The 18,655-nt window shown below is 47.6% G+C and carries 16 protein-coding genes and 1 pseudogene; 7 read left to right on the top strand and 10 right to left on the bottom strand.

The window, feature by feature from the left end; all coding sequences use genetic code 11:
• Positions 1–264 precede the first annotated feature (264 nt).
• Complete coding sequence (parE, locus tag HUX64_RS01890; protein ID WP_174624549.1) at positions 265–2,157, top strand: DNA topoisomerase IV subunit B; 1,893 nt, start codon at positions 265–267, stop codon at positions 2,155–2,157.
• A 256-nt stretch (positions 2,158–2,413) separates the two neighbouring features.
• Here the strand turns inward: parE and HUX64_RS01885 are convergent, their stop codons facing one another.
• Positions 2,414–2,839, bottom strand: coding sequence for a hypothetical protein (locus tag HUX64_RS01885; RefSeq protein WP_174624548.1), 426 nt, complete (start codon positions 2,837–2,839; stop codon positions 2,414–2,416).
• 36 nt (positions 2,840–2,875) lie between these two features.
• Positions 2,876–3,679, bottom strand: a complete 804-nt coding sequence (locus tag HUX64_RS01880) for a hypothetical protein (protein ID WP_174624547.1) — start codon at positions 3,677–3,679, stop codon at positions 2,876–2,878.
• 387 nt (positions 3,680–4,066) lie between these two features.
• Between HUX64_RS01880 and HUX64_RS01875 the strand changes: the two genes are divergently transcribed.
• The 4 genes from HUX64_RS01875 (at position 4,067) to parC (ending at position 7,518) form a co-directional block, all read left to right on the top strand.
• Complete coding sequence (locus HUX64_RS01875; RefSeq protein ID WP_246246871.1) at positions 4,067–4,276, top strand: type II toxin-antitoxin system Phd/YefM family antitoxin; 210 nt, start codon at positions 4,067–4,069, stop codon at positions 4,274–4,276.
• Between the two features lie 38 nt (positions 4,277–4,314).
• Positions 4,315–4,551, top strand: a complete 237-nt coding sequence (locus HUX64_RS19505) for a PIN domain-containing protein (RefSeq protein WP_246246870.1) — start codon at positions 4,315–4,317, stop codon at positions 4,549–4,551.
• A 214-nt stretch (positions 4,552–4,765) separates the two neighbouring features.
• Complete coding sequence (locus HUX64_RS01865; protein WP_174624546.1) at positions 4,766–5,263, top strand: acyl-CoA thioesterase; 498 nt, start codon at positions 4,766–4,768, stop codon at positions 5,261–5,263.
• An 8-nt stretch (positions 5,264–5,271) separates the two neighbouring features.
• Positions 5,272–7,518, top strand: a complete 2,247-nt coding sequence (gene parC / locus HUX64_RS01860; protein WP_174624545.1) for a DNA topoisomerase IV subunit A — start codon at positions 5,272–5,274, stop codon at positions 7,516–7,518.
• Between the two features lie 16 nt (positions 7,519–7,534).
• On the opposite strand, the pseudogene HUX64_RS20320 reads toward parC, so the two are convergent.
• Positions 7,535–8,662 (bottom strand): annotated as a pseudogene (locus HUX64_RS20320) (LBF_2804 family protein).
• A 601-nt stretch (positions 8,663–9,263) separates the two neighbouring features.
• Between HUX64_RS20320 and HUX64_RS01850 the strand changes: the two are divergent.
• Together HUX64_RS01850 and HUX64_RS01845 are read left to right on the top strand one after the other, a co-directional pair.
• Entirely contained in the window at positions 9,264–10,286 is a 1,023-nt protein-coding gene (locus HUX64_RS01850) for a L,D-transpeptidase family protein (protein ID WP_174624544.1), read from the top strand.
• A gap of 549 nt (positions 10,287–10,835) precedes the next feature.
• Positions 10,836–11,711 (top strand): EAL domain-containing protein, encoded by an 876-nt coding sequence (locus tag HUX64_RS01845; RefSeq protein ID WP_174624543.1) that lies wholly within the window; start codon positions 10,836–10,838, stop codon positions 11,709–11,711.
• Between the two features lie 65 nt (positions 11,712–11,776).
• Here the strand turns inward: HUX64_RS01845 and rluB are convergent, their stop codons facing one another.
• From rluB to yoaA, 7 genes are all read right to left on the bottom strand, one after another.
• Positions 11,777–12,607: a 23S rRNA pseudouridine(2605) synthase RluB gene (rluB, locus tag HUX64_RS01840; RefSeq protein WP_174624542.1), complete on the bottom strand. Its 831-nt coding sequence runs from the start codon at positions 12,605–12,607 to the stop codon at positions 11,777–11,779.
• Positions 12,608–12,623: 16 nt separating this feature from the next.
• A complete protein-coding gene (gene scpB, locus HUX64_RS01835) occupies positions 12,624–13,460 on the bottom strand; it encodes an SMC-Scp complex subunit ScpB (protein WP_343034365.1) in 837 nt (278 codons plus the stop codon).
• Positions 13,420–14,235 carry a segregation and condensation protein A gene (locus tag HUX64_RS01830; RefSeq protein WP_174624541.1) on the bottom strand — a complete coding sequence of 272 codons (816 nt, stop codon included), beginning with the start codon at positions 14,233–14,235 and terminating at the stop codon, positions 13,420–13,422. Before HUX64_RS01830 ends, scpB begins: the two co-directional genes overlap by 41 nt.
• Positions 14,236–14,303: 68 nt before the next feature.
• Positions 14,304–14,954: a site-2 protease family protein gene (locus tag HUX64_RS01825; protein ID WP_174624540.1), complete on the bottom strand. Its 651-nt coding sequence runs from the start codon at positions 14,952–14,954 to the stop codon at positions 14,304–14,306.
• 15 nt (positions 14,955–14,969) lie between these two features.
• Positions 14,970–15,593, bottom strand: a complete 624-nt coding sequence (locus HUX64_RS01820; RefSeq protein ID WP_174624539.1) for an L-threonylcarbamoyladenylate synthase — start codon at positions 15,591–15,593, stop codon at positions 14,970–14,972.
• A gap of 40 nt (positions 15,594–15,633) precedes the next feature.
• Positions 15,634–16,317, bottom strand: coding sequence for a tRNA (adenosine(37)-N6)-threonylcarbamoyltransferase complex dimerization subunit type 1 TsaB (gene tsaB / locus HUX64_RS01815; protein WP_174624538.1), 684 nt, complete (start codon positions 16,315–16,317; stop codon positions 15,634–15,636).
• Entirely contained in the window at positions 16,314–18,233 is a 1,920-nt protein-coding gene (yoaA, locus tag HUX64_RS01810) for a DNA repair helicase YoaA (protein WP_174624537.1), read from the bottom strand. Before yoaA ends, tsaB begins: the two co-directional genes overlap by 4 nt.
• Positions 18,234–18,655 lie beyond the last annotated feature (422 nt).

Below are 18,655 nucleotides of genomic sequence, written 5' to 3'. Positions count from 1 at the left end.
ATAAGCAGGTTTGAGCGCATTCTTTCCTCTCTGAAAGCCAAGCAATCAATTACATTGGCTTATTTTCTGACTTACCGCTGTCCGCTCATCCAGGTTTTATCTAAGCAACAACGCGCTCCTCGATAATATCTTCTCTGCTTCAAACTCGTGGCTATATTTTTATCTACACTATGCAGATAAAAATACTTTAATGATACGATGATGAGTTTACCCGCTCGGGCTATGAACCAGGGCTATAAAGTGGATTGTGAGTAACCAAGAAGTATGAGAAATGAATATAACGCCGCGGCGATAGAGGTTTTAAGCGGGCTTGAGCCGGTTCGAAAACGTCCGGGCATGTATACCGATACCACCCGGCCCAATCATCTGGTACAGGAAGTCGTTGACAACAGCGTTGATGAAGCGATAGCCGGTCATGCGGATAGCATTGAGGTCATTTTATATAAGGACGGCTCCGTGCTGGTTAGCGACAACGGCCGCGGCATGCCGGTTGATATGCATCCGGAGCAAGGTATTCCCGGCGTTGAGGTGATTCTGACCCAACTGCATGCGGGCGGGAAATTTTCCAATAAAAACTACCAGTTTTCCGGCGGTCTGCATGGCGTGGGCGTGTCTGTCGTTAATGCCTTATCGTCAAAGCTGGACATAGATGTCAAAAGAAACGGCAGGATCTACCATATGGAATTTGCCGATGGCGACAAGCAAACCGAATTGGCTGAAACCGGCTCGGTAGGCCGGAACAATACCGGCACGGCAATACGGTTCTGGCCGAATGAAAAATATTTCGATTCCAATAAAATTTCGGTTCCAAAGCTAAAACATGTCTTGCGCGCCAAGGCGGTTTTATGCCCCGGCTTGAAGATTAGCCTGAAAGTCGAGCCGACGGATGAAGACTATGTCTGGTGCTACCAGGACGGCCTTAAAGAATATTTGCTGGATCGCATAGGCGATATCGAGTTTTACCCGGCACAACCGTTTATGGGCAAGATGTCTGCTGATCATGAGGCGGTCGAATGGGGCATAGTCTGGGCCCTGGAAAATCCACCTGAAATACTGACCGAAAGTTATGTTAACCTCGTGCCGACCGCGCAGGGCGGAACCCATGTCAACGGCTTGCGCGCCGGTTTGACGGAAGCCATGCGGGAGTTTTGCGATATTAGGAATATCCTGCCGCGCGGCGTCAAGGTCGCCCCGGAAGATGTCTGGGAAAACTGCCATTTCGTGCTGTCGGTTAAACTGGAGGAGCCGCAGTTTTCCGGCCAGACCAAAGAGCGCCTGAGTTCGCGCGAGTGTGTGGCGTTTGTCTCGGGCGTCGCCAAGGACAGCTTCAGTCTGTGGTTAAACCAGAACCCGTCCGAAGGCGAGAAAATCGCCGAGATTATCATCTCCAGTGCACAAAACCGGCTGCGCTCCAATAAAAAGATCATCCGCAAGAAAATCACTTCAGGCCCCGCCCTGCCGGGTAAACTGGCGGACTGCTCGGCACAGGATATCGGCCGGACTGAATTATTCCTGGTCGAAGGCGACTCGGCCGGCGGTTCGGCGAAACAGGCGCGGGAGCGGGATTTTCAGGCGATTATGCCGCTGCGCGGCAAGATTCTTAATACCTGGGAGGTCGAATCCGATCAGGTGATGGCTTCACAGGAAGTCCACGATATCGCTGTCGCTTTGGGCATTGAACCCGGCTCCTGCAATCTGCAGAACCTGCGCTACGGCAAGGTATGCATTCTGGCGGACGCCGATTCTGACGGCAACCACATTGCTACCCTGATCTGCGCCCTGTTTTACCAGCACTTTAACGCCCTGGTCGCAGCTGGCCATGTCTTTGTCGCGATGCCGCCGTTATATAGAATCGATGTCGGCAAGCGCGTGTTTTACGCCCTGGATGAATCCGAACGCCAAGGCGTTCTGGATCGGATTAAAGCCGAAAAACTCAAAGGCCAGATCAATGTCCAGCGCTTTAAAGGCCTGGGCGAAATGAATCCCGGCCAGCTTCGGGAAACCACGATGAATCCTGACACCCGGCGGCTGGTTCAGCTAACGGTAAGCGAAAATGACGACACTGGCGGACAGCTTGATTTATTGCTGGCCAAAAAACGCTCCCTGGACAGGAAAATGTGGCTGGAAGCCAAGGGTAATTTGGCCGATATAGTGTGAGGCAACGGCTTAACTAGACTGGCTGCTCTCTGCAAGCTCTTGATGAAGCCCCCTATAATTTTTAACGAAGGGCTAATTATCTGTCTTTAACGGCCCGGATCTTAGAGGGGGAAAATATATGTGATCGCTATAGATGAAAAACATCAGGCCTTGCTCGGGCAGGTAGAAGCTTAGCCCATTCCGGTCATTTAAATATTTTTGAAAAAATAATGACTTAGCTTGCCGAGGTTTTTGGGCAGTAGGAATGCCGCTCCTTTTAGACGTTGATTTCTTTCCATGATGCTGTATCGAGTACTTCCCAAGCTTTACCATCTTGTATATGACATCTTGCGCTCCACCCGTTCGCGTAGTTTGGGATCACATAGTCGGAACGAGCACGCACATATTTTCCTAACACGGCAACTTCTTGGTCTAAGTATTTTCTGAACTCTTTTGGCATCCCTAACACTGCATAATATACAGAATAACTTTGATGATGAAAGTTAACGCTTGGCGTCCCCCAAGCCCATATTGTGCCTGTTTTTTGAAAACGATTTTCTCTTACCCATCTTGCTGTTATACTCTTTATAAAATCATCATAGCTCCCATATTGCCAGTTCTCATAGTGGTAATTTTCATCTTGTGACAGAGCGTCAACGTCAATCTCGATAGAACAAAGAGAATTTCCTCTTGATAATACCAATGTTGGGAATGCTGCTGTTACTTCTCTTACCTCTTCTTAATCATCGTTTTCATCCTCCTCTGCTTCGTTTTCTAACGCAGTAGAAATATTCAGTTCCCATAAAAATTCTTGATCGCACAGCATACCTTGGTCTGTAACACGTTCAATTTCAACATTGAAGCCATCAAATTCTAAGTCATACCTGATTAGATTTTCGATTATTATTAAATTCTCCTCAGTCCAAGCATCCCAAAGATGGCTTATCGTTGATAATCCTAAATAAACTATCGCATCCTCTTCAAAGTTCACTTCATCTGTCAAATTATCGGCAAGGTCTAGCATCCTATTCTTAGAAGATAAAATTAGTTCTGGTGGCTGGCTGTAACAATTAAGCTTGCTGAATGGCGGCCACGCATATGCTTCTTGCTCTGCTGTTACAGCACCGAAAAGACCCTGGGGGAATGCATCATGTTTAATAGTATCCGGTAAATCACCTAACGGTCCTCTTACGTGCATGCAACTATCATTAATATAAGTTATCCTTATCCATTTCGGTGAGTCATCATCCATATCCAATATTTCTTGTATACTGTCAATTGATAATAAACAAATAGTATATGTACCACACACTAAAACAATAAAAGACTCATAGTGAGTTAATTCTTCAAAGTCATCATTGCAGAAGGTAAATTGCCACTCATTAGCTTCTGCTGTTGAATATTTTATGAGAATGCGCTTATCTCCATTTATTTGGTAAAATCCATTTCTGTTTGTTGCGTTATTTATAGATGTGAAAGTCGGATAGGCGGCGATTTGTCTTAATACGACCCCATGGTAAATGTCTATATCTCGAATTCTCATTTACTTTCCTACAAAGTTTAAGAAGTTATTATCTAGTTCAGCATAGTTTAAAAATAGCCCTATTCAAGTGCCAAAACCTTGCCCTTGCTTCTCATATTGGTGTAGCCCCAAAATAAGTATATTGTCTAGAAATTGGATAGCATTAAAATAATTTGGCATCAATTTTGACGGCAGATTTGGTCTATTCGCGGCTATCAGCTTTAGTAAGTTTTTCAATTTTTCATAGTGTAAGTAGAATTTTTAATTATTCCAAAGCCTAACAGATCAAATGCAGCCTTTCCCATATTAATTGACACTAAAATATCAATATAATTATGATTAGCTAACCTTGCTCAGGGTAATTATCATGCAAGTAAATATGCTTGAAGCCAAAAACCGTTTGCGAGTTTGATAGCCGCTGCCGAGCAAGGCGAAGAAGTGTTGATAGCCCGCAATGGGGTGCCGCTTGCTAAAATTATAAGATATACGGCTGCCAAGGTTAATGAGCCCGGTGCATGGAAAGGTCAAACTGCCTATTCCAGCGGCTGGGATTTTTCAGAAACTAACATTCAAACTGAACGTTTATTTTCAGGCGCAGATGATGCGCCTGCTGCTTGATACCGGTATTGTTTGCGACTGGCTGATGAGCGAAATTAATGACCGACCCGCCATTGAACGCATTCAATCCGAAGGCGCAATTGTCAGCCCGGTTTCGGTATGGAGATGGCAATAAAATACGGCATGGGCAAAATGGCATTGCCCTCGATAAGATTGCCGAGGAGATCGAAGCCCAAGACTCTCAATGGTTGAATATAACACCTTATCATGCCCAAACCATTCCTGAATTGGCCGATTATCATAAACATCCTTTTGATCGTTTGCTTATAATATGAAAAAACCTGTGCATTGTAAGTTACGGTACAACTCTTCGACGTTATATCAACAATGTTCTTATCCTTAAGAAATAACATACCTATGCGACAAGGAAGCTCCAGCTATACAATATCAGGAAGCTGGAGCTTCCTATATCGATTTCCCGCTTTTGCGGGAACCGGCTGAACCTTAAAAAACAAGTACCTTTAAATTAATAAATAAATTAACAAGTAAATGAATAAACAAGAGAAAATACTAACAATGACCGTGCTGATGACGCCGGATATGGCCAATTTTTCGGGCAGCGTGCATGGCGGTTCCTTATTGAAACTGCTGGATCAGGTAGCTTATGCCTGTGCGGCAAAATATTGTAAGAATTATGTGGTGACGGCGGCGCTGGATCAGGTTTTCTTCAAGCAGCAGGTGAATGTCGGGGAACTGGTCACTTTTTATGCACATGTCAATTATGTAGGCCGCTCATCGATGGAAATCGGGGTTAAAGTTGTGGCCGAAGATTTACGAACAGAAGAAAAACGGCATACGACTTCGTGTTATTTCACGATGGTGGCTGTTGACGGTCATGGCCATCCGGTGGAAGTTCCAAGCCTGCAACTGGACACTGAAGTAGAAAAACGATTATTTGCAGCTGCGGAAATGCGCAAGAAAATACGCGAGGAAAGCCTGGAGAAAAATCGCGCCCTGCATATAGATGTATCAGAGGATGAATTGTAATTGTGGGGATGCAGGAAAACTACGAGCAACTGCCGTTAAAGGATTTTGCCGAGAAAGCCTACCTGGATTATTCCATGTATGTCATTCTCGATCGCGCCTTGCCGCATATCGCCGACGGCTTGAAACCGGTGCAGCGGCGCATTGTCTATGCCATGTCCGAGCTGGGTTTGACAGCCCTGGCCAAATATAAGAAATCGGCCAGAACGGTCGGCGACGTGCTGGGTAAATATCATCCGCACGGCGATACCGCCTGCTATGAAGCCATGGTGCTGATGGCGCAGGATTTTTCCTACCGTTATCCGCTGATTGACGGGCAGGGCAACTGGGGCTCGCCGGATGATCCAAAATCCTTTGCCGCCATGCGCTATACCGAATCGCGCCTGACCGGCTATGCGCAAACCCTGTTAAGCGAACTGGGGCAAGGCACCGTTGAATGGTCGGATAATTTTGACGGCACGCTGAAAGAACCGGTGCTGCTGCCGGCGCGCTTGCCGAATGTATTGCTGAATGGCACGATGGGCATCGCGGTCGGCATGGCGACCGATATACCGCCGCATAATCTTCGCGAAGTCGCCGGCGCCTGCATTCAACTTCTCGATAATCCCGACAGTTCCCTGGAAGACCTGTTCAGACATATCAAAGGTCCGGATTACCCGACCCCAGCGGAGATCATCACCTCAGCCGATGACATTCAAAAAATGTACAGCAACGGCGGCGGCTCAATAAAAATGCGCGCCACCTATGAGCAGGAAGCGGGCGTTATCGTTGTTACCGCTTTGCCGCACCAGGTCTCGGGAGCAAAATTAATGGAGCAGATAGCCGCGCAGATGCTGGCGAAAAAGCTGCCGATGATTGAGGATTTGCGGGATGAATCCGATCATGAAAACCCCACCCGCCTGCTGATCATTCCAAAATCAAGGCGTATTGATGCGGATTCGCTTATGTCGCATTTGTTTGCCACCACCGAACTGGAAAAAAGCTACCGCGTCAATATGAATATGATCGGCATGGACGGGCGGCCCAGGGTTAAAAATCTTAAAGAGATATTGGTTGAATGGCTGGCGTTCCGCACTGAAACCGTCAGACGCCGCCTGCAGCATCGTCTCGATAAGGTATTGACAAGGTTGCATGTTCTGGATGGCTTGCTGATTGCCTATCTGAATATTGATGAGGTGATTGCGATTATTCGCAGTGAGGATAATCCCAAACCCGTGTTAATGCAGCGCTTTGGGCTCACCGATATTCAGGCTGAAGCGATTCTGGAATTAAAGCTAAGGCATCTGGCCAGACTGGAAGAAATGAAAATCCGCGGCGAGCAGAATGACCTGGAAAAGGAGCGGGCCGCGCTGGAAAAAATATTGGCCTCGCAGCGGTTATTAAACCGGCTGATTAAAAAAGAGCTGGAAAGCGACGCCCAAAAATACGGCGATGACCGCCGTTCGCCCATCGTTGCCAGAGAGTCCGCCCAGGCGCTGGAAACTACGGCATTGATAAGCAATGAACCGTTAACCGTCATTCTGTCGCAAAAAGGCTGGATACGGGCGGCAAAAGGCCATGATATTGATGTTGCAAGTCTGGCTTACCGTTCCGGAGACGGCTTTCTGGATGCCGTAAAATGCCGCTCAACCCAGCCGGTTTATATTCTTGATTCGACCGGCCGGACTTACAGTACCTCTGCACACGACTTGCCTTCGGCCAGAACTCAGGGCGAGCCTTTAACAGGCCGGCTAAATCCGCCGGCAGGCTCCTTATTTGTCCACCTGCTGGCCGGAAATCCCGATGACTGGTATGTGCTTGCCAGTAATGCCGGTTATGGTTTCCGGGTTCAACTGAAAGAGCTGTTAAGCAAGAATAAAGCCGGCAAGCAGCTTATCGTCCTGCCCGATAAGGCCAAAGCGATAAAGCCTGCGCCTGTGCACAGCGAAGCCGATTTGCTCGCCACAGTAACCTTGCAAGGCCGGCTGTTGATTTTTCCTGTGATCGAATTGCCGGCGCTGGCAAAAGGCAAGGGCAATAAACTGATACAGATTCCGGCAGCGGATTTTGCTGCCGGAAAAGATTTCGTGATCTCGGTTGTGGCGATACCGGAAAACGGCCAATTAAAAATCATCGCCGGCAAGCGGCAGTTAACGCTGAAAAGCGCAGATATAGAACATTACGCCGGCAACCGCGCCAACAGAGGCTCGGCTTTACCCCGCGGCTTTCAGCGCGTTGATGGTCTGGGGTGCGAAAATCTAGCGAAGGCGATTAGCTAAGGTAAGACAGTTTCCTTCATGCGGAAAGACCAGGCTCGGGCTGGTAATTGAGTTGGCATAATGCCTTTGCAGCATGGATACGACCGCTCAACAGGCATTTTTTCAGGGATTGGATGCGCTCCATATAGATGGCGTTTAAATTCCCGAACGCTTCAGGCAGTAAACGCTTTTCCAGCGGCGATAGGCGGCCGTCGAAAACCGCGGCAATGCTGAGTAAATCCAGCAGAAAATAACGCTCCTCGATAGACACTTCATTAAGCAAATCAAGAAATGCCTGCCAATCATCATAGTCATTGTGATCCTGAACGGCAAAATGAGCGCTGAATTTGAACAGCAGTATCAGCATATTCGGATGATGTCTTTGCGTCAGTACCATCATCGTGGCAATCGCGCGAATCGCCCCTTCTTTGGCTTTTGAGGAGAGCCTTGCGGCAAAGTCAGGAGTTATAACGTCTTCAACCATATAATGCGCCAAACGGTGGCCGAACACTCATAAGCGCGCTTCCTTTACAACCCGGTAAATCACAAAGGCGTCCCAGATACCGGTGATGGGAATTGCCACCCAGCTGAAACTGGCGCGCAGACCCAATTTTCCGCCCATGCGGGTAAGCAGAAATTTGACGATCAGACTGGACAGGACGACTTTTAATTTATAAAGCACGCCAATAATCAGCAGTCTTGATTTGGAAATATATTTTAAGGGATCAATTCCCAGATAGCGGACCACAGGATCGGGCAATTCCAGGGCCGCGCGGGCCAGCAGATTGGCAACCGTATCATCGCCCGGCAGCAGCGACTCATCGTCGGTTTGATGGTGCCGGGTCAGGCACGCGATACTATGCACGGTTTTAAGCCCCAGCCAGTATAAAAGTACCAGTTCAACCAGCAAAAAGAGCAGTCCCACGCCGATTTGCAGAGCAATATAATAATAAAAATCCATCTTTTCCATATACAGCCATTCCAGCACTACCGCCGGCAGAGAACTTCCTGCGCCGATAAAAAAGGCGATGATAGCAGCGTAATCCGTTATTAAAACGGATAAAAAGCGTAAGGAATCATCTTCTGTGGAATCGTCCGCCTTGTCATCAACGCGTCCGGCAAGGCGGCGATAATAATTTACCCCGGCCCGTTCAAGAAATCCCATCGGGGTTTCGCGGGTGTAATGCGTTTTGTTAATCGGCATAATGCAATCTGATTAAATTGTAATAGCAAAGTGATTTTAAATACGCGGGATTAATGTTCATCGAAAAGTAATGCCATAAGAATTACAGGCGATTTGAGATACAGGAGCTGAACAGTATTAAGAATTAACAAAGCAGGTAGTTAAGGCTATGTCCATCCCTATAGCCTGCATTTAATTATCAAATTTATTTCGAGTTATTGATCCAGGCCTGTTTTTACCGTTTTCTTATCTTGTCTGACCCCTCTCGATTATAAAATAAATCCTGATAAAATTGAGCTAAACTGCCTGACTTAAGGATCAATAATGTCTGCATTATTCTTAAATGGTAAAATTATCTTGCCTTTATTTGCAGCTTAAATAAATTTAAGGACTCGCGTTTAATCAGCTTGAGCAGTTTACTTTTAAATCGATACCTTAACTCATGGCGCTCTTATCTCTTGTCTTCCTGGCAAAGGCCTGGTTTCGGCCCAGGTAATTGCAATGGGCCTGGGAGTTATTGCAGCTGTAATATCAACATTCCGGCATTAAAGTAATATTTTTTATTATTTGAGAAATCATCAAAATGAAAATTCGCATATTATTGGCTTTTTTGATTCTATTGTTCAGTACGGTGGGCAATGCTGCCGCTACAACCTATACATTGCCGGAAAACAGCAATGATAGTGTAATCACCCAATATCCTGACGGGGTGCCGTTGACCCGGGCGGAGCAGGATGAAACCTTACTGGATGTGGCGCGCAATTTTTTACTGGGACAAACCGAGATAGTAAGGCTGAATAAGGACCTTGACCGCTGGCATGTCAAAAAGGGCGAGATTATCCGTTTATCAAACAGGCGAGTTTTGCCTGATACGCCTCATGAGGGAATCACCTTAAATATTTCCGAATACCGCATGTATTATTATCCGCCGGTTCAAAAAGGCATGCCGCGGATAGTAAGATCCTACGCTCATGGGGTAGGAAGACAAGACTGGAAAACTCCGCTAGGTAAAACCAAAGTAGCGCGAAAAGTTAAGGATCCGTCCTGGCATCCGCCCGAATCCATAAGGCAGGAACATGCCGCCAATGGCGATCCACTGCCGCTTATTGTACCGCCGGGGCCTCATAATCCCTTGGGGGCATATGCGTTGTATCTGGCGCTTCCAGGCGAATACCGGATACACGGCACCGATATTGACAAGATCTATGGCATAGGCATGCAGATAACCCACGGCTGCGTCAGGATGTATCCGGAAGACGTAGAGGAATTGTACAGTTCGGTAAAAGTGGGTACGCCGGTTTATATAGTCAAGCAGCCCATAAAGGTGGGATGGTTGAACAACGTGCTCTACATCGAAGCCCATCCTGATCTGGAAGGCGAAGAAATGACTCAGGATCAACGGTATGCAACGGCTCTAGCGCTCATTCAAAAGGCCAATAACCAGGAAATGCCTGACTTTGACCAAAAGGCATTAAATGAAGCGCTTAAAAACCTGGATGGCGATCCTGTGGCTATCTATGAACGCTTGCCGCCTCTGGAAGAAACCCCGATGCCCATCCCGGAAGAACGCCCGCGGTCTGCCGATGGTTATTACCACGGCACTTGATTCATCGATTATTACATTAACCCGGACCGACTTGCACATTGCCCCCGGCTGGCAATGTGCGAATACTATCAAATAAACAATCCGCTTTTTCCTGCCTTTCAATTCCTCCTGAACTATTCGGCCGGTAACACCAGCACATCCTCATGATTGCGCCACCACTATCGGAGACGCAAGCCGCCCGGTATCGCAGTCTCAATCAAAACTTTTTAATATCTGATTATCGGATTACTTCATCTAATTATATCGTTTTATTTAAAATTTAAACTGCATTAGGCTATTTACCAGCCAGCAATAAGTCGGGATTGAGATAATTTGGCTGGAATTAAAGATAAAAAAGTAAGCAGATACAATTTTTTTTCAGATTGTGTTTGAAGGTAAAGCCTGGAGAAGATTTAATGACTGCTGGCTTTTTATGAAGAAATATTTAAGACGCTCCACCTCCACACACGGATGTTTAGGCGGGTATTTTTGACGACCCGCCTTTTTTTATGACTTAAACCACTGCTCCCTGACTCATTTTTTTAACCAATTGAATTGGAAAACAAATTTATGCCATTACAACATTTAGTAGAATATTTCAATGACCGGTTCGGGCGTGAGCATCACTCCGGTTTTCGGCCATTTATTCTCGAAGATGACGCTGTGAGCGGGCTATTCGGGCCTATCCGGATCAGCAGTATTTTTACTCCGCTGCGGGAGGCATTAAAACCTGCGTCAATCATGGGCCATACTGCGCAGATTTCGGTCGTACCTTATGAAAATCAGCATTTGCATAGCAATGACATCGATAATCTGATAACTAATCCGGCCACAAAAGCTGCCGATTTTGAATCCATTATAAACTTTGACAGGTTATGCCGCACCGTTCACATGTTGAATTACCTGCCTTTAGCTCATTTCCACGGCGTACTTTTTTTAGAGGTCGATCCGCGGCATATTCTCGGCATTAAACAGGACCACGGCGCCTACTTTGAAGAAGTGATTATCCGGTGCGGTCTGGCCACAAAAAATGTTGTCATAGTAATGGCGGTTAACAATCAATATGCACGCTATCACCATGAGCTCCTCAAGGGACTGGAAAATTATCGCCGCCGCGGTTATCAGCTTGCGCTTAAATTTGATTATATTGTTCTGGAAAATCAGTCGCTAGAATTGATTGCAAAATTATTGCCAAATTATGTCAGTTTATCGGCGCGGCACCTGGATCGGCTGCGCGACAGCGCCATGCTGGCAAAGTTGCATAAATTAAGATCGTTGATAGCATCGACGGGCGGGAAAAGTATTATGCGGCAGATCGATCAGAAACGGCCTGCTTCATTGGCCTGGAATACAGATTTTGATTTGGTTCAAGGGAGCTATTATGAACAGCCTTCAGAACCTGATATTGATGCAGAACCAGCCCGTATCAAAGCACAAGCCAATTGACTTGTCCCAGCTTGTTCCTGCATACCATTTTTTGCCTCAGTTCAGAACTATTCCTGGTTTATGGATTACATTTTTCCGGACTTGGAGCTTTTGAATCCGGGCTTGGCTTTAATTGCCGGCTTTTCTTTTTCCATGCCGGCAAATTCCATCAGCAAACCCAGCTCCTTACTGTCAAGTTCATAAAATGAATGGGCTTTAAGCCGCTCCGGCAGCACTACCGGCCCGTAGCGCACGCGCATCAGGCGGCTCACTGTTACTTCCTGCGATTCCCACAGCCGCCTTACCACCCTGTTGCGGCCTTCGCTGACGGTAACGTAATACCATTTATTGGCGCCTTCGCCGCCGGAAAACCTGATATCATCAAATTTGGCTTTGCCATCTTCAAGCTCAACGCCTTGCCTGAGCTTTTCGAGGGTGACGTCCGGGACTTCACCCAGAATGCGCACCGCATATTCACGCTCAACCTGGGTGGAGGGATGCATTAAACGATTGGCCAATTCGCCGTTATTGGTCGCCAATAACAAGCCGGAAGTATTGATATCGAGACGGCCAACGGCAATCCAGCGGCCGATTGCCAATTTCGGCATCTGCGTAAAAACTACAGGGCGGCCTTCCGGGTCGCGGCGGGTAACCACTTCCCCTGCCGACTTGTGATAAAGCAGCACTCGGGTAGGCTGTTCAGCATACTTTTCCCACTGCACAACCCGGCCATTGATCTGTAAATGATCGCCTGCTTTTAAACGGGCGCCCAATGTAGCGACCGCGCCGTTAAGTTTTACTCGGCCTTCATTTATCCAGTGTTCAATTTCTCTTCTGGAGCCTGCGCCGCCGCGCGCCAGTACTTTTTGAATACGTTCGCCGGGAGCCGGCGCCTGGGTTTCATTTTTTTTCGACATTTCCGGCGGGTAAGGTTTACCCGGTTGTTTCGGTGAACTGTTCTGTTGTTTCCTGTTTCTCACTTTCTACCTGCATGAATTGCTGCCTGTTATCTACTGATTCATCTATCGACAGATCAAGATTCTGAATTTCCTGTAAAGCCGGCAGCTCATCTAATGCCTTAATATTGAAATAATCCAGAAACTGTTCAGTCGTGGCGTATAAACCGGGCCTGCCGGGGACTTCCTTGTGTGCCACTACCCGGATCCAGTCGCGCTCCAGCAGCGTCTGAATAATACTGGAGCTGACACTGACGCCGCGAATATCTTCAATATCCCCGCGCGTTACCGGTTGGCGATAGGCAATGATAGCCAGCGTTTCGAGTAACGCACGTGAATATTTTGGCGGTTTTTCTTCAAACAGCCTTGACACCCAGCGCGATAATTCCTGCCTGACCTGAAAACGATAGCCGCTGGCCAGCTGTTTTAATTCAACAGGCCGGAATCTGTATTCTTCAATTATGACGTCGATAGCCGCCTTTATTTCCTTCAGTTCAGGCTGTTCCAGCTCAGGAAAGATCTGTTGTACCTGCATCGCTGTCATCGGCCGGTTAGCGGCAAATAAAACAGCTTCAACGATGCGTTTAATTTCCATATTGAAATCAGGCCGTTCGATTACGGGAGTGGCTAGCTGGAACGTTGCCGGCTTGAACTGTCTGCGCCGGTTTCTGTGCTGGAACAGCCTAAGCTTGATGAATGATACCGTCGTTGCCTGGGCAGCTTCACTATTAATGGTTGACTTGAAATCGGGCTCATCGGTAGCTGCCTTCCGCTTAGCTTTCGGCTTCGGCGCTTCTGACCCGTAGCTCTGCAAAGGGCTCGGACTGGATAATATCGATGAGCCGCTCCTTGCTGAGTTCGAGGATGGCCAGAAACGAGACAACGGCGCCGTGCCGACCTTCTTTTCGGATAAATAATTGCGAGAAAAGGAGGCTATCCGCTCCTTTAAGGTTTGCCAAAATGGTTGCCATTCGTTCACGGACAGATAAAGGTTCTTTCGTTATTTGATGATGACTGAGTTGCTCAACCCGTTTAAGCACATCCTGAAACGCCAACAGCATTTCTTTTAAGCAGATGTCCGGTAAATTTTTTTCGATATCGGTTATTGTCGAGGTATCGACGCCTGTTGCAAATATATCACGCTCAACCCTGGGCATGTTATCAATCTCTTCGGCCGCTTTCTTGATGAGTTCATATTCCTGAAGCCGGCGAATCAATGTGGCTCTCGGATCTTCCTCTTCATCTTCGGCTTCAGGTTGCCGGGGCAGCAGCGTTCTCGACTTGATTTCCGCCAGCAACGCCGCCATCACCAGATATTCCGCCGCCATTTCCAGATTCAACTTGCCCATCATTTGAATATAGGCGATGTATTGATGAGTAATCTGGGCTATTGGTATATGGATAATATCCAGGTTCTGGCGCCTGATCAAATAGAGCAATAAATCCAGCGGGCCTTCAAATAACTCCAGAAATACTTCCAGCGCATCGGGTGGAATATAAAGATCTTCCGGCAGTTGATGAAAAGGCGCGCCATTCACCATTGCCACGGCTTGGGGCAGATCTGGAATTTCAGCTGTCTTTTGTTGCATATCTAAAGGAGGCCTGCACCGTCAATCGTCACTTGCTCCGGGTCTGTCAGGCGGATAAAAAGCGGGCTTTACAGGCCGGCAATTGAAAAAAACACTTTCTGAGCCACATACATAGGGTAAGCTAAAATTGCGCCTAAAACCTGCGTATATAACAATACCAGCAAAATAATAAATCCGAAACGTTCGAGCTGATTGTATTGCCATGCCAGTTTAGCCGGCAAAATACCTGTTAATATCCGGCTGCCATCCAAAGGCGGAATCGGCAATAGGTTAATCAGGGCCAGAACCAGATTAATTGAAATACCGGCAATTCCCGTGTAAATCAACGGCAGTGATATATATTCGGCGCTGATTATTGCTCCCAGCCGCACCAGCAATGCCCAGGCAATTGCCATCAATAAATTCGCCATCGGGCCCGCCAGCGCGACAATAGCCATATCATGGCGGGGATGTTTGAAATTCCTGGCATCCACCGGAACCGGCTTTGCCCAGCCAAAAATAAAGCCCGTGCCGGTCAATAGCAATAACCCCGGAAGGATAATCGTCCCGACCATATCAATATGCCTGATCGGGTTTAAAGTTAACCGGCCCAGCATGAAGGCAGTGTTGTCGCCGTATTTTTTCGCCACCCAGCCGTGGGCCACCTCATGCACGGTAATTGCGAAAACCACCGGCAAAAACCAGACGACTACGCGCTGCATCATGGTCAATTCATTCATCCTGGCTATTCTCCTTTATTGTTCAAGCATAGGGGCAAAGCCTTTGCCCTGTCTGATAATTTCCGGGCCGTTTTTGGAAAATTCGATCATCGTCGTTTGTTCAAATTCAATAATTCCCGCATCTATCACCAGCTCCAGTTCATGTTCAAGCTTGTTCCTGATATCGTACGGATCAGTCAGGGCATCACTGTCGCCCGGCAACAATAATGTAGAACTAAGCAAGGGCTCGCCCAGTTCCTGAACCAGCAGTTGCGCAACCGGATTATCCGGAATGCGTATGCCTATGGTTTTTTTCTTCGGATGCTGCAATCGGCGCGGCACTTCGCGCGTAGCATCCAGTATAAAGGTGAAAGGCCCGGGCGTTAAAGCCTTAATCAGCCGATAAGCATCATTGCCGATTTTGGTGAACATGGATACCTGGGTCAGATCTTTGCACACCAGGGTGAAATCGTGTTTATCCTCTAACCGTCTGATACTGCGAATCTTGTCCAGCGCCTGTTTATCGCCGATTTGGCACCCAATCGCATAGGATGAATCGGTTGGATAAGCAATAACACCGCCTTTACGGATTATGTCTACCGCACTATGAATCAGGCGCAGCTGAGGATTTTCCGGGTGTATCTCAAAAAACTGAGCCATTTATTTACGAAGTGACTAAATATCGAGCCATTATACCGTATTATCGTTCCGATTCTTTTTTTGCCACCTTATCCCGGAGGTAAACGGGCATGGCATGCTCCACGTCAACAGCCAGCCCCTGCTCGAAGCCGTAAGCCCCCAAGCGGGCAACCGCCCTTGCCCGGGGCAAATAATCAATTTCACTATGATTGACGCGGCCGGCCAGGCGGGTCATTAATTGCTGCCGGTAAACGCCCCAGCCGGAACCCACGCCCACGCCCGTTAAATCGGGAAATTCAATCATTTCCGCCGCCGTTACAGACTCGATGCCGGTCAATTCGGCATAGCCCCGGTTATTGCGTAGATAAACGCCCCAGAAAATCTCCCCCATGCGCGCATCCATTGCCGTAAAGGCCACGCTGCCGGCTTTTTTATCAAAAAAATCCTGAGCGATTGCCGCCAGGGTTGACACAGGGACTACCGGTAAATCAGCGCCAAAAGCGATGCCGTGAATGACGCCGGTCGCAATTCGCACCCCGGTAAACGAGCCGGGGCCGCAGCCAAATGCCAGCGCATCCAGATCATGAGGCTTTAACCCGGCTTCTGCCATTAACGAATCAATCATCGGCAAAATCAGGCGGGTGTGCTCTTTAGGCGCCACTTCAAAACGCTCGGCAATTTCGCCATCAATAAACAATGCTGCCGAACAGGCTGCGGTCGCAGTTTCCACGGCTAATAATTTCATTTTGAAGTCTCATGCTGAAAAAAAGCCCGCACATCGTCAATATTGCGGGTGCGCTTCATGGCCGGCACGCTGTCTAAAAATATCTGGCCGTATGACCGTTTTAACAGGCGCGGATCGCATACCATCAATACGCCCCGGTCTGTGACATCGCGAATCAACCGTCCTATGCCCTGTCTCAAGGCAATCACGGCGGCAGGCAGCTGATGCTCAAAAAACGGGTTGCGTCCCTGTTGCGTCATGGAAGCCAGCCGTGCTTTTAACACGGGATCGCCAGGCGATGAGAACGGCAGTTTATCAATAATAACGCAGGACAATGCTTCACCCCTGACATCCACGCCTTCCCAGAAACTCGATGTGCCCAGCAACACGGCATTGCCTGCTGCTTTGAACTGATCGAGCAATTGCGCTTTAGGACGGCTGCCCTGAACCAGCAAGGGATAATCTATTTTATCTTCCAGCAATTCCGCCGCCTGTCTGAGCGCGCGATGACTGGTAAAAAGAAAAAACGCCCTGCCCTTGCTGGCCTGCAATACCGGCAAGGCAAAATCGACGATCGCCGGGATAAAACCGGGATCGTTGGGTTGCGGCAAGTGTTTGGGATGATAAAACAGTGCCTGGCTGGAATAATCAAACGGGCTGCCCCAACTTTCGCTGGGGGCCTTGTCAAGCCCCAGATTAGCGACGAAATGATCAAACGTATTGGCAACGCTCAGGGTGGCCGAAGTAAAAATCCAGGCTGCTTTATGCTGCTGCATAAATAACCTGAATTCTGCGGCGATATCGAGCGGCGTTCTGCTCAAGGTAAAGCTTTTTCTATGGGTCTCATACCAGCGTATCCATTTGCCGCTGTTGTCATCCATGATTATTTTTAATTGCTGGAGCAACTCGTCAGCGCGTTTAAAACATGATTCCAGCCCCTTGGTTTTAACCGATGCCAGCTCCAATTGATCACGCAGCCGTTGTAACTGCTCCTTGACCGCAGTCAAGCCGCCGATTATGTTGGGATTATTTTCAATTTCCTTCCATTCGCCCCGTTTCAGCTCAATACCGAACGCCAGTCTCAAATCTTTGACTTCATGCTCAAGATCTTCGCAGGCGGTGCGCAAGGCCGGGATATCGGTAGCATCCTTATAATATTCAATGAGCGCATCCCCGGCCAGATCAGTGAGCTGTTTGCCACCCACATTAATACCCAGAAAATTTGATGCCGTTTCGGCCAGTTGATGGGCTTCATCAATAATAACAACCTGAGCATCCGGCAATAATTCGCCAAAACCGCTGTCGCGAATAGACCAGTCTGCGCATAATAAATGATGATTAACAACCAGTATTTCAGACTCCTGGGCTTTCTTCCTGGCCTTGACCAGAAAACACTTGGCATAATCAGGACAATCCTGACCGAGACAGTTGTCCACGGTCGAAGTTGCCTGATACCAGACAGGATCGGCTTCACCAACATCTGACATTTCCGAGATATCCCCGGTTTGCGTCCGTTTCGACCAGGCGTTGATTTTTGCCAGGGCCGCGGCATCTTCCTTGCTGAAACCCAATGCGGACGTTAATGGATTTTGCAGCCGGTAGGTGCATAAATAATTGCTTCTGCCTTTTAGCAAGGCGGCAATAAAAGGTACCTGGATTGCTTTGCGAATGACCGGCAGATCCTTGTTAAAAAGTTGATCCTGGAGATTTTTGGTGCCGGTCGAAATAATGACTTTTTTGCCGGATAAAATTGCCGGAACCAAATAGGCAAAGGTCTTGCCGGTTCCGGTTCCGGCTTCCGCTATCAAATGCCGGTTTTCATCAATCGCCTGAGCAATCGCCTGCGCCATTTCAAGCTGGGCAGCTCTGGAATGATACCCGGCTATCATCTTTGATAAAGGTCCTTCGCTGTGGAAAAATGCTTCTATTTCTGTCAATTGATTAATGATTAGAATTGAAAATGAGCTAATTGACTTTCAGCGAGCCCCAAAAAAAATCAGGCCCTAGGGTAAGAAATACACGAGCCGAACTACGGGCCAAATTGCCAATTTTGGGCATTTTGCTCAATCGCGATTTATGAAAATTTAATAACATCAAGTTTAACTCGGATAGTGGCTTCAAATTAAGAAAATTTAAATGAATTAAGACGAACAATGGGCTCAATTAAAAGGCTATAGTGCAAATATTCAACCTGCTTTTCTCAAAAAACTGGAAAGCGCTTGCCTTCAGATATTCACGAGCCAGGCTGAAATTTTCCGCTTGTTAAAGTAGATAATGCTCCAGTTGCCTGATATCTATCAGAATCAGAAGATAATCTGCTTTGACAATTTAACTCTGCTCATTATCCGGTATGGAGTAT

Origin of the sequence: Candidatus Methylobacter favarea (genome assembly GCF_902806695.1) — a bacterium.
Taxonomy (GTDB): Bacteria; Pseudomonadota; Gammaproteobacteria; order Methylococcales; family Methylomonadaceae; genus Methylobacter_B; species Methylobacter_B favarea.
The sequence above is the reverse complement of the archived record's forward strand: the minus strand, read 5'-3'. Positions and strand labels throughout refer to the sequence as shown.

Bases quoted from the DNA above. Each gene is read 5' to 3' on its own strand.
- HUX64_RS01825 (WP_174624540.1), bottom strand. From the start codon at position 14,954: ATGAATGAATTGACCATGATGCAGCGCGTAGTCGTCTGGTTTTTGCCG.
- HUX64_RS19505 (WP_246246870.1), top strand. From the start codon at position 4,315: ATGACCGACCCGCCATTGAACGCATTCAATCCGAAGGCGCAATTGTCA.
- HUX64_RS01865 (WP_174624546.1), top strand. From the start codon at position 4,766: ATGAATAAACAAGAGAAAATACTAACAATGACCGTGCTGATGACGCCG.
- HUX64_RS01850 (WP_174624544.1), top strand. From the start codon at position 9,264: ATGAAAATTCGCATATTATTGGCTTTTTTGATTCTATTGTTCAGTACG.
- parC (WP_174624545.1), top strand. From the start codon at position 5,272: ATGCAGGAAAACTACGAGCAACTGCCGTTAAAGGATTTTGCCGAGAAA.
- parE (WP_174624549.1), top strand. From the start codon at position 265: ATGAGAAATGAATATAACGCCGCGGCGATAGAGGTTTTAAGCGGGCTT.
- rluB (WP_174624542.1), bottom strand. From the start codon at position 12,607: ATGTCGAAAAAAAATGAAACCCAGGCGCCGGCTCCCGGCGAACGTATT.
- HUX64_RS01830 (WP_174624541.1), bottom strand. From the start codon at position 14,235: ATGCAACAAAAGACAGCTGAAATTCCAGATCTGCCCCAAGCCGTGGCA.
- tsaB (WP_174624538.1), bottom strand. From the start codon at position 16,317: ATGAAATTATTAGCCGTGGAAACTGCGACCGCAGCCTGTTCGGCAGCA.
- HUX64_RS01845 (WP_174624543.1), top strand. From the start codon at position 10,836: ATGCCATTACAACATTTAGTAGAATATTTCAATGACCGGTTCGGGCGT.
- HUX64_RS01820 (WP_174624539.1), bottom strand. From the start codon at position 15,593: ATGGCTCAGTTTTTTGAGATACACCCGGAAAATCCTCAGCTGCGCCTG.
- HUX64_RS01880 (WP_174624547.1), bottom strand. From the start codon at position 3,679: ATGAGAATTCGAGATATAGACATTTACCATGGGGTCGTATTAAGACAA.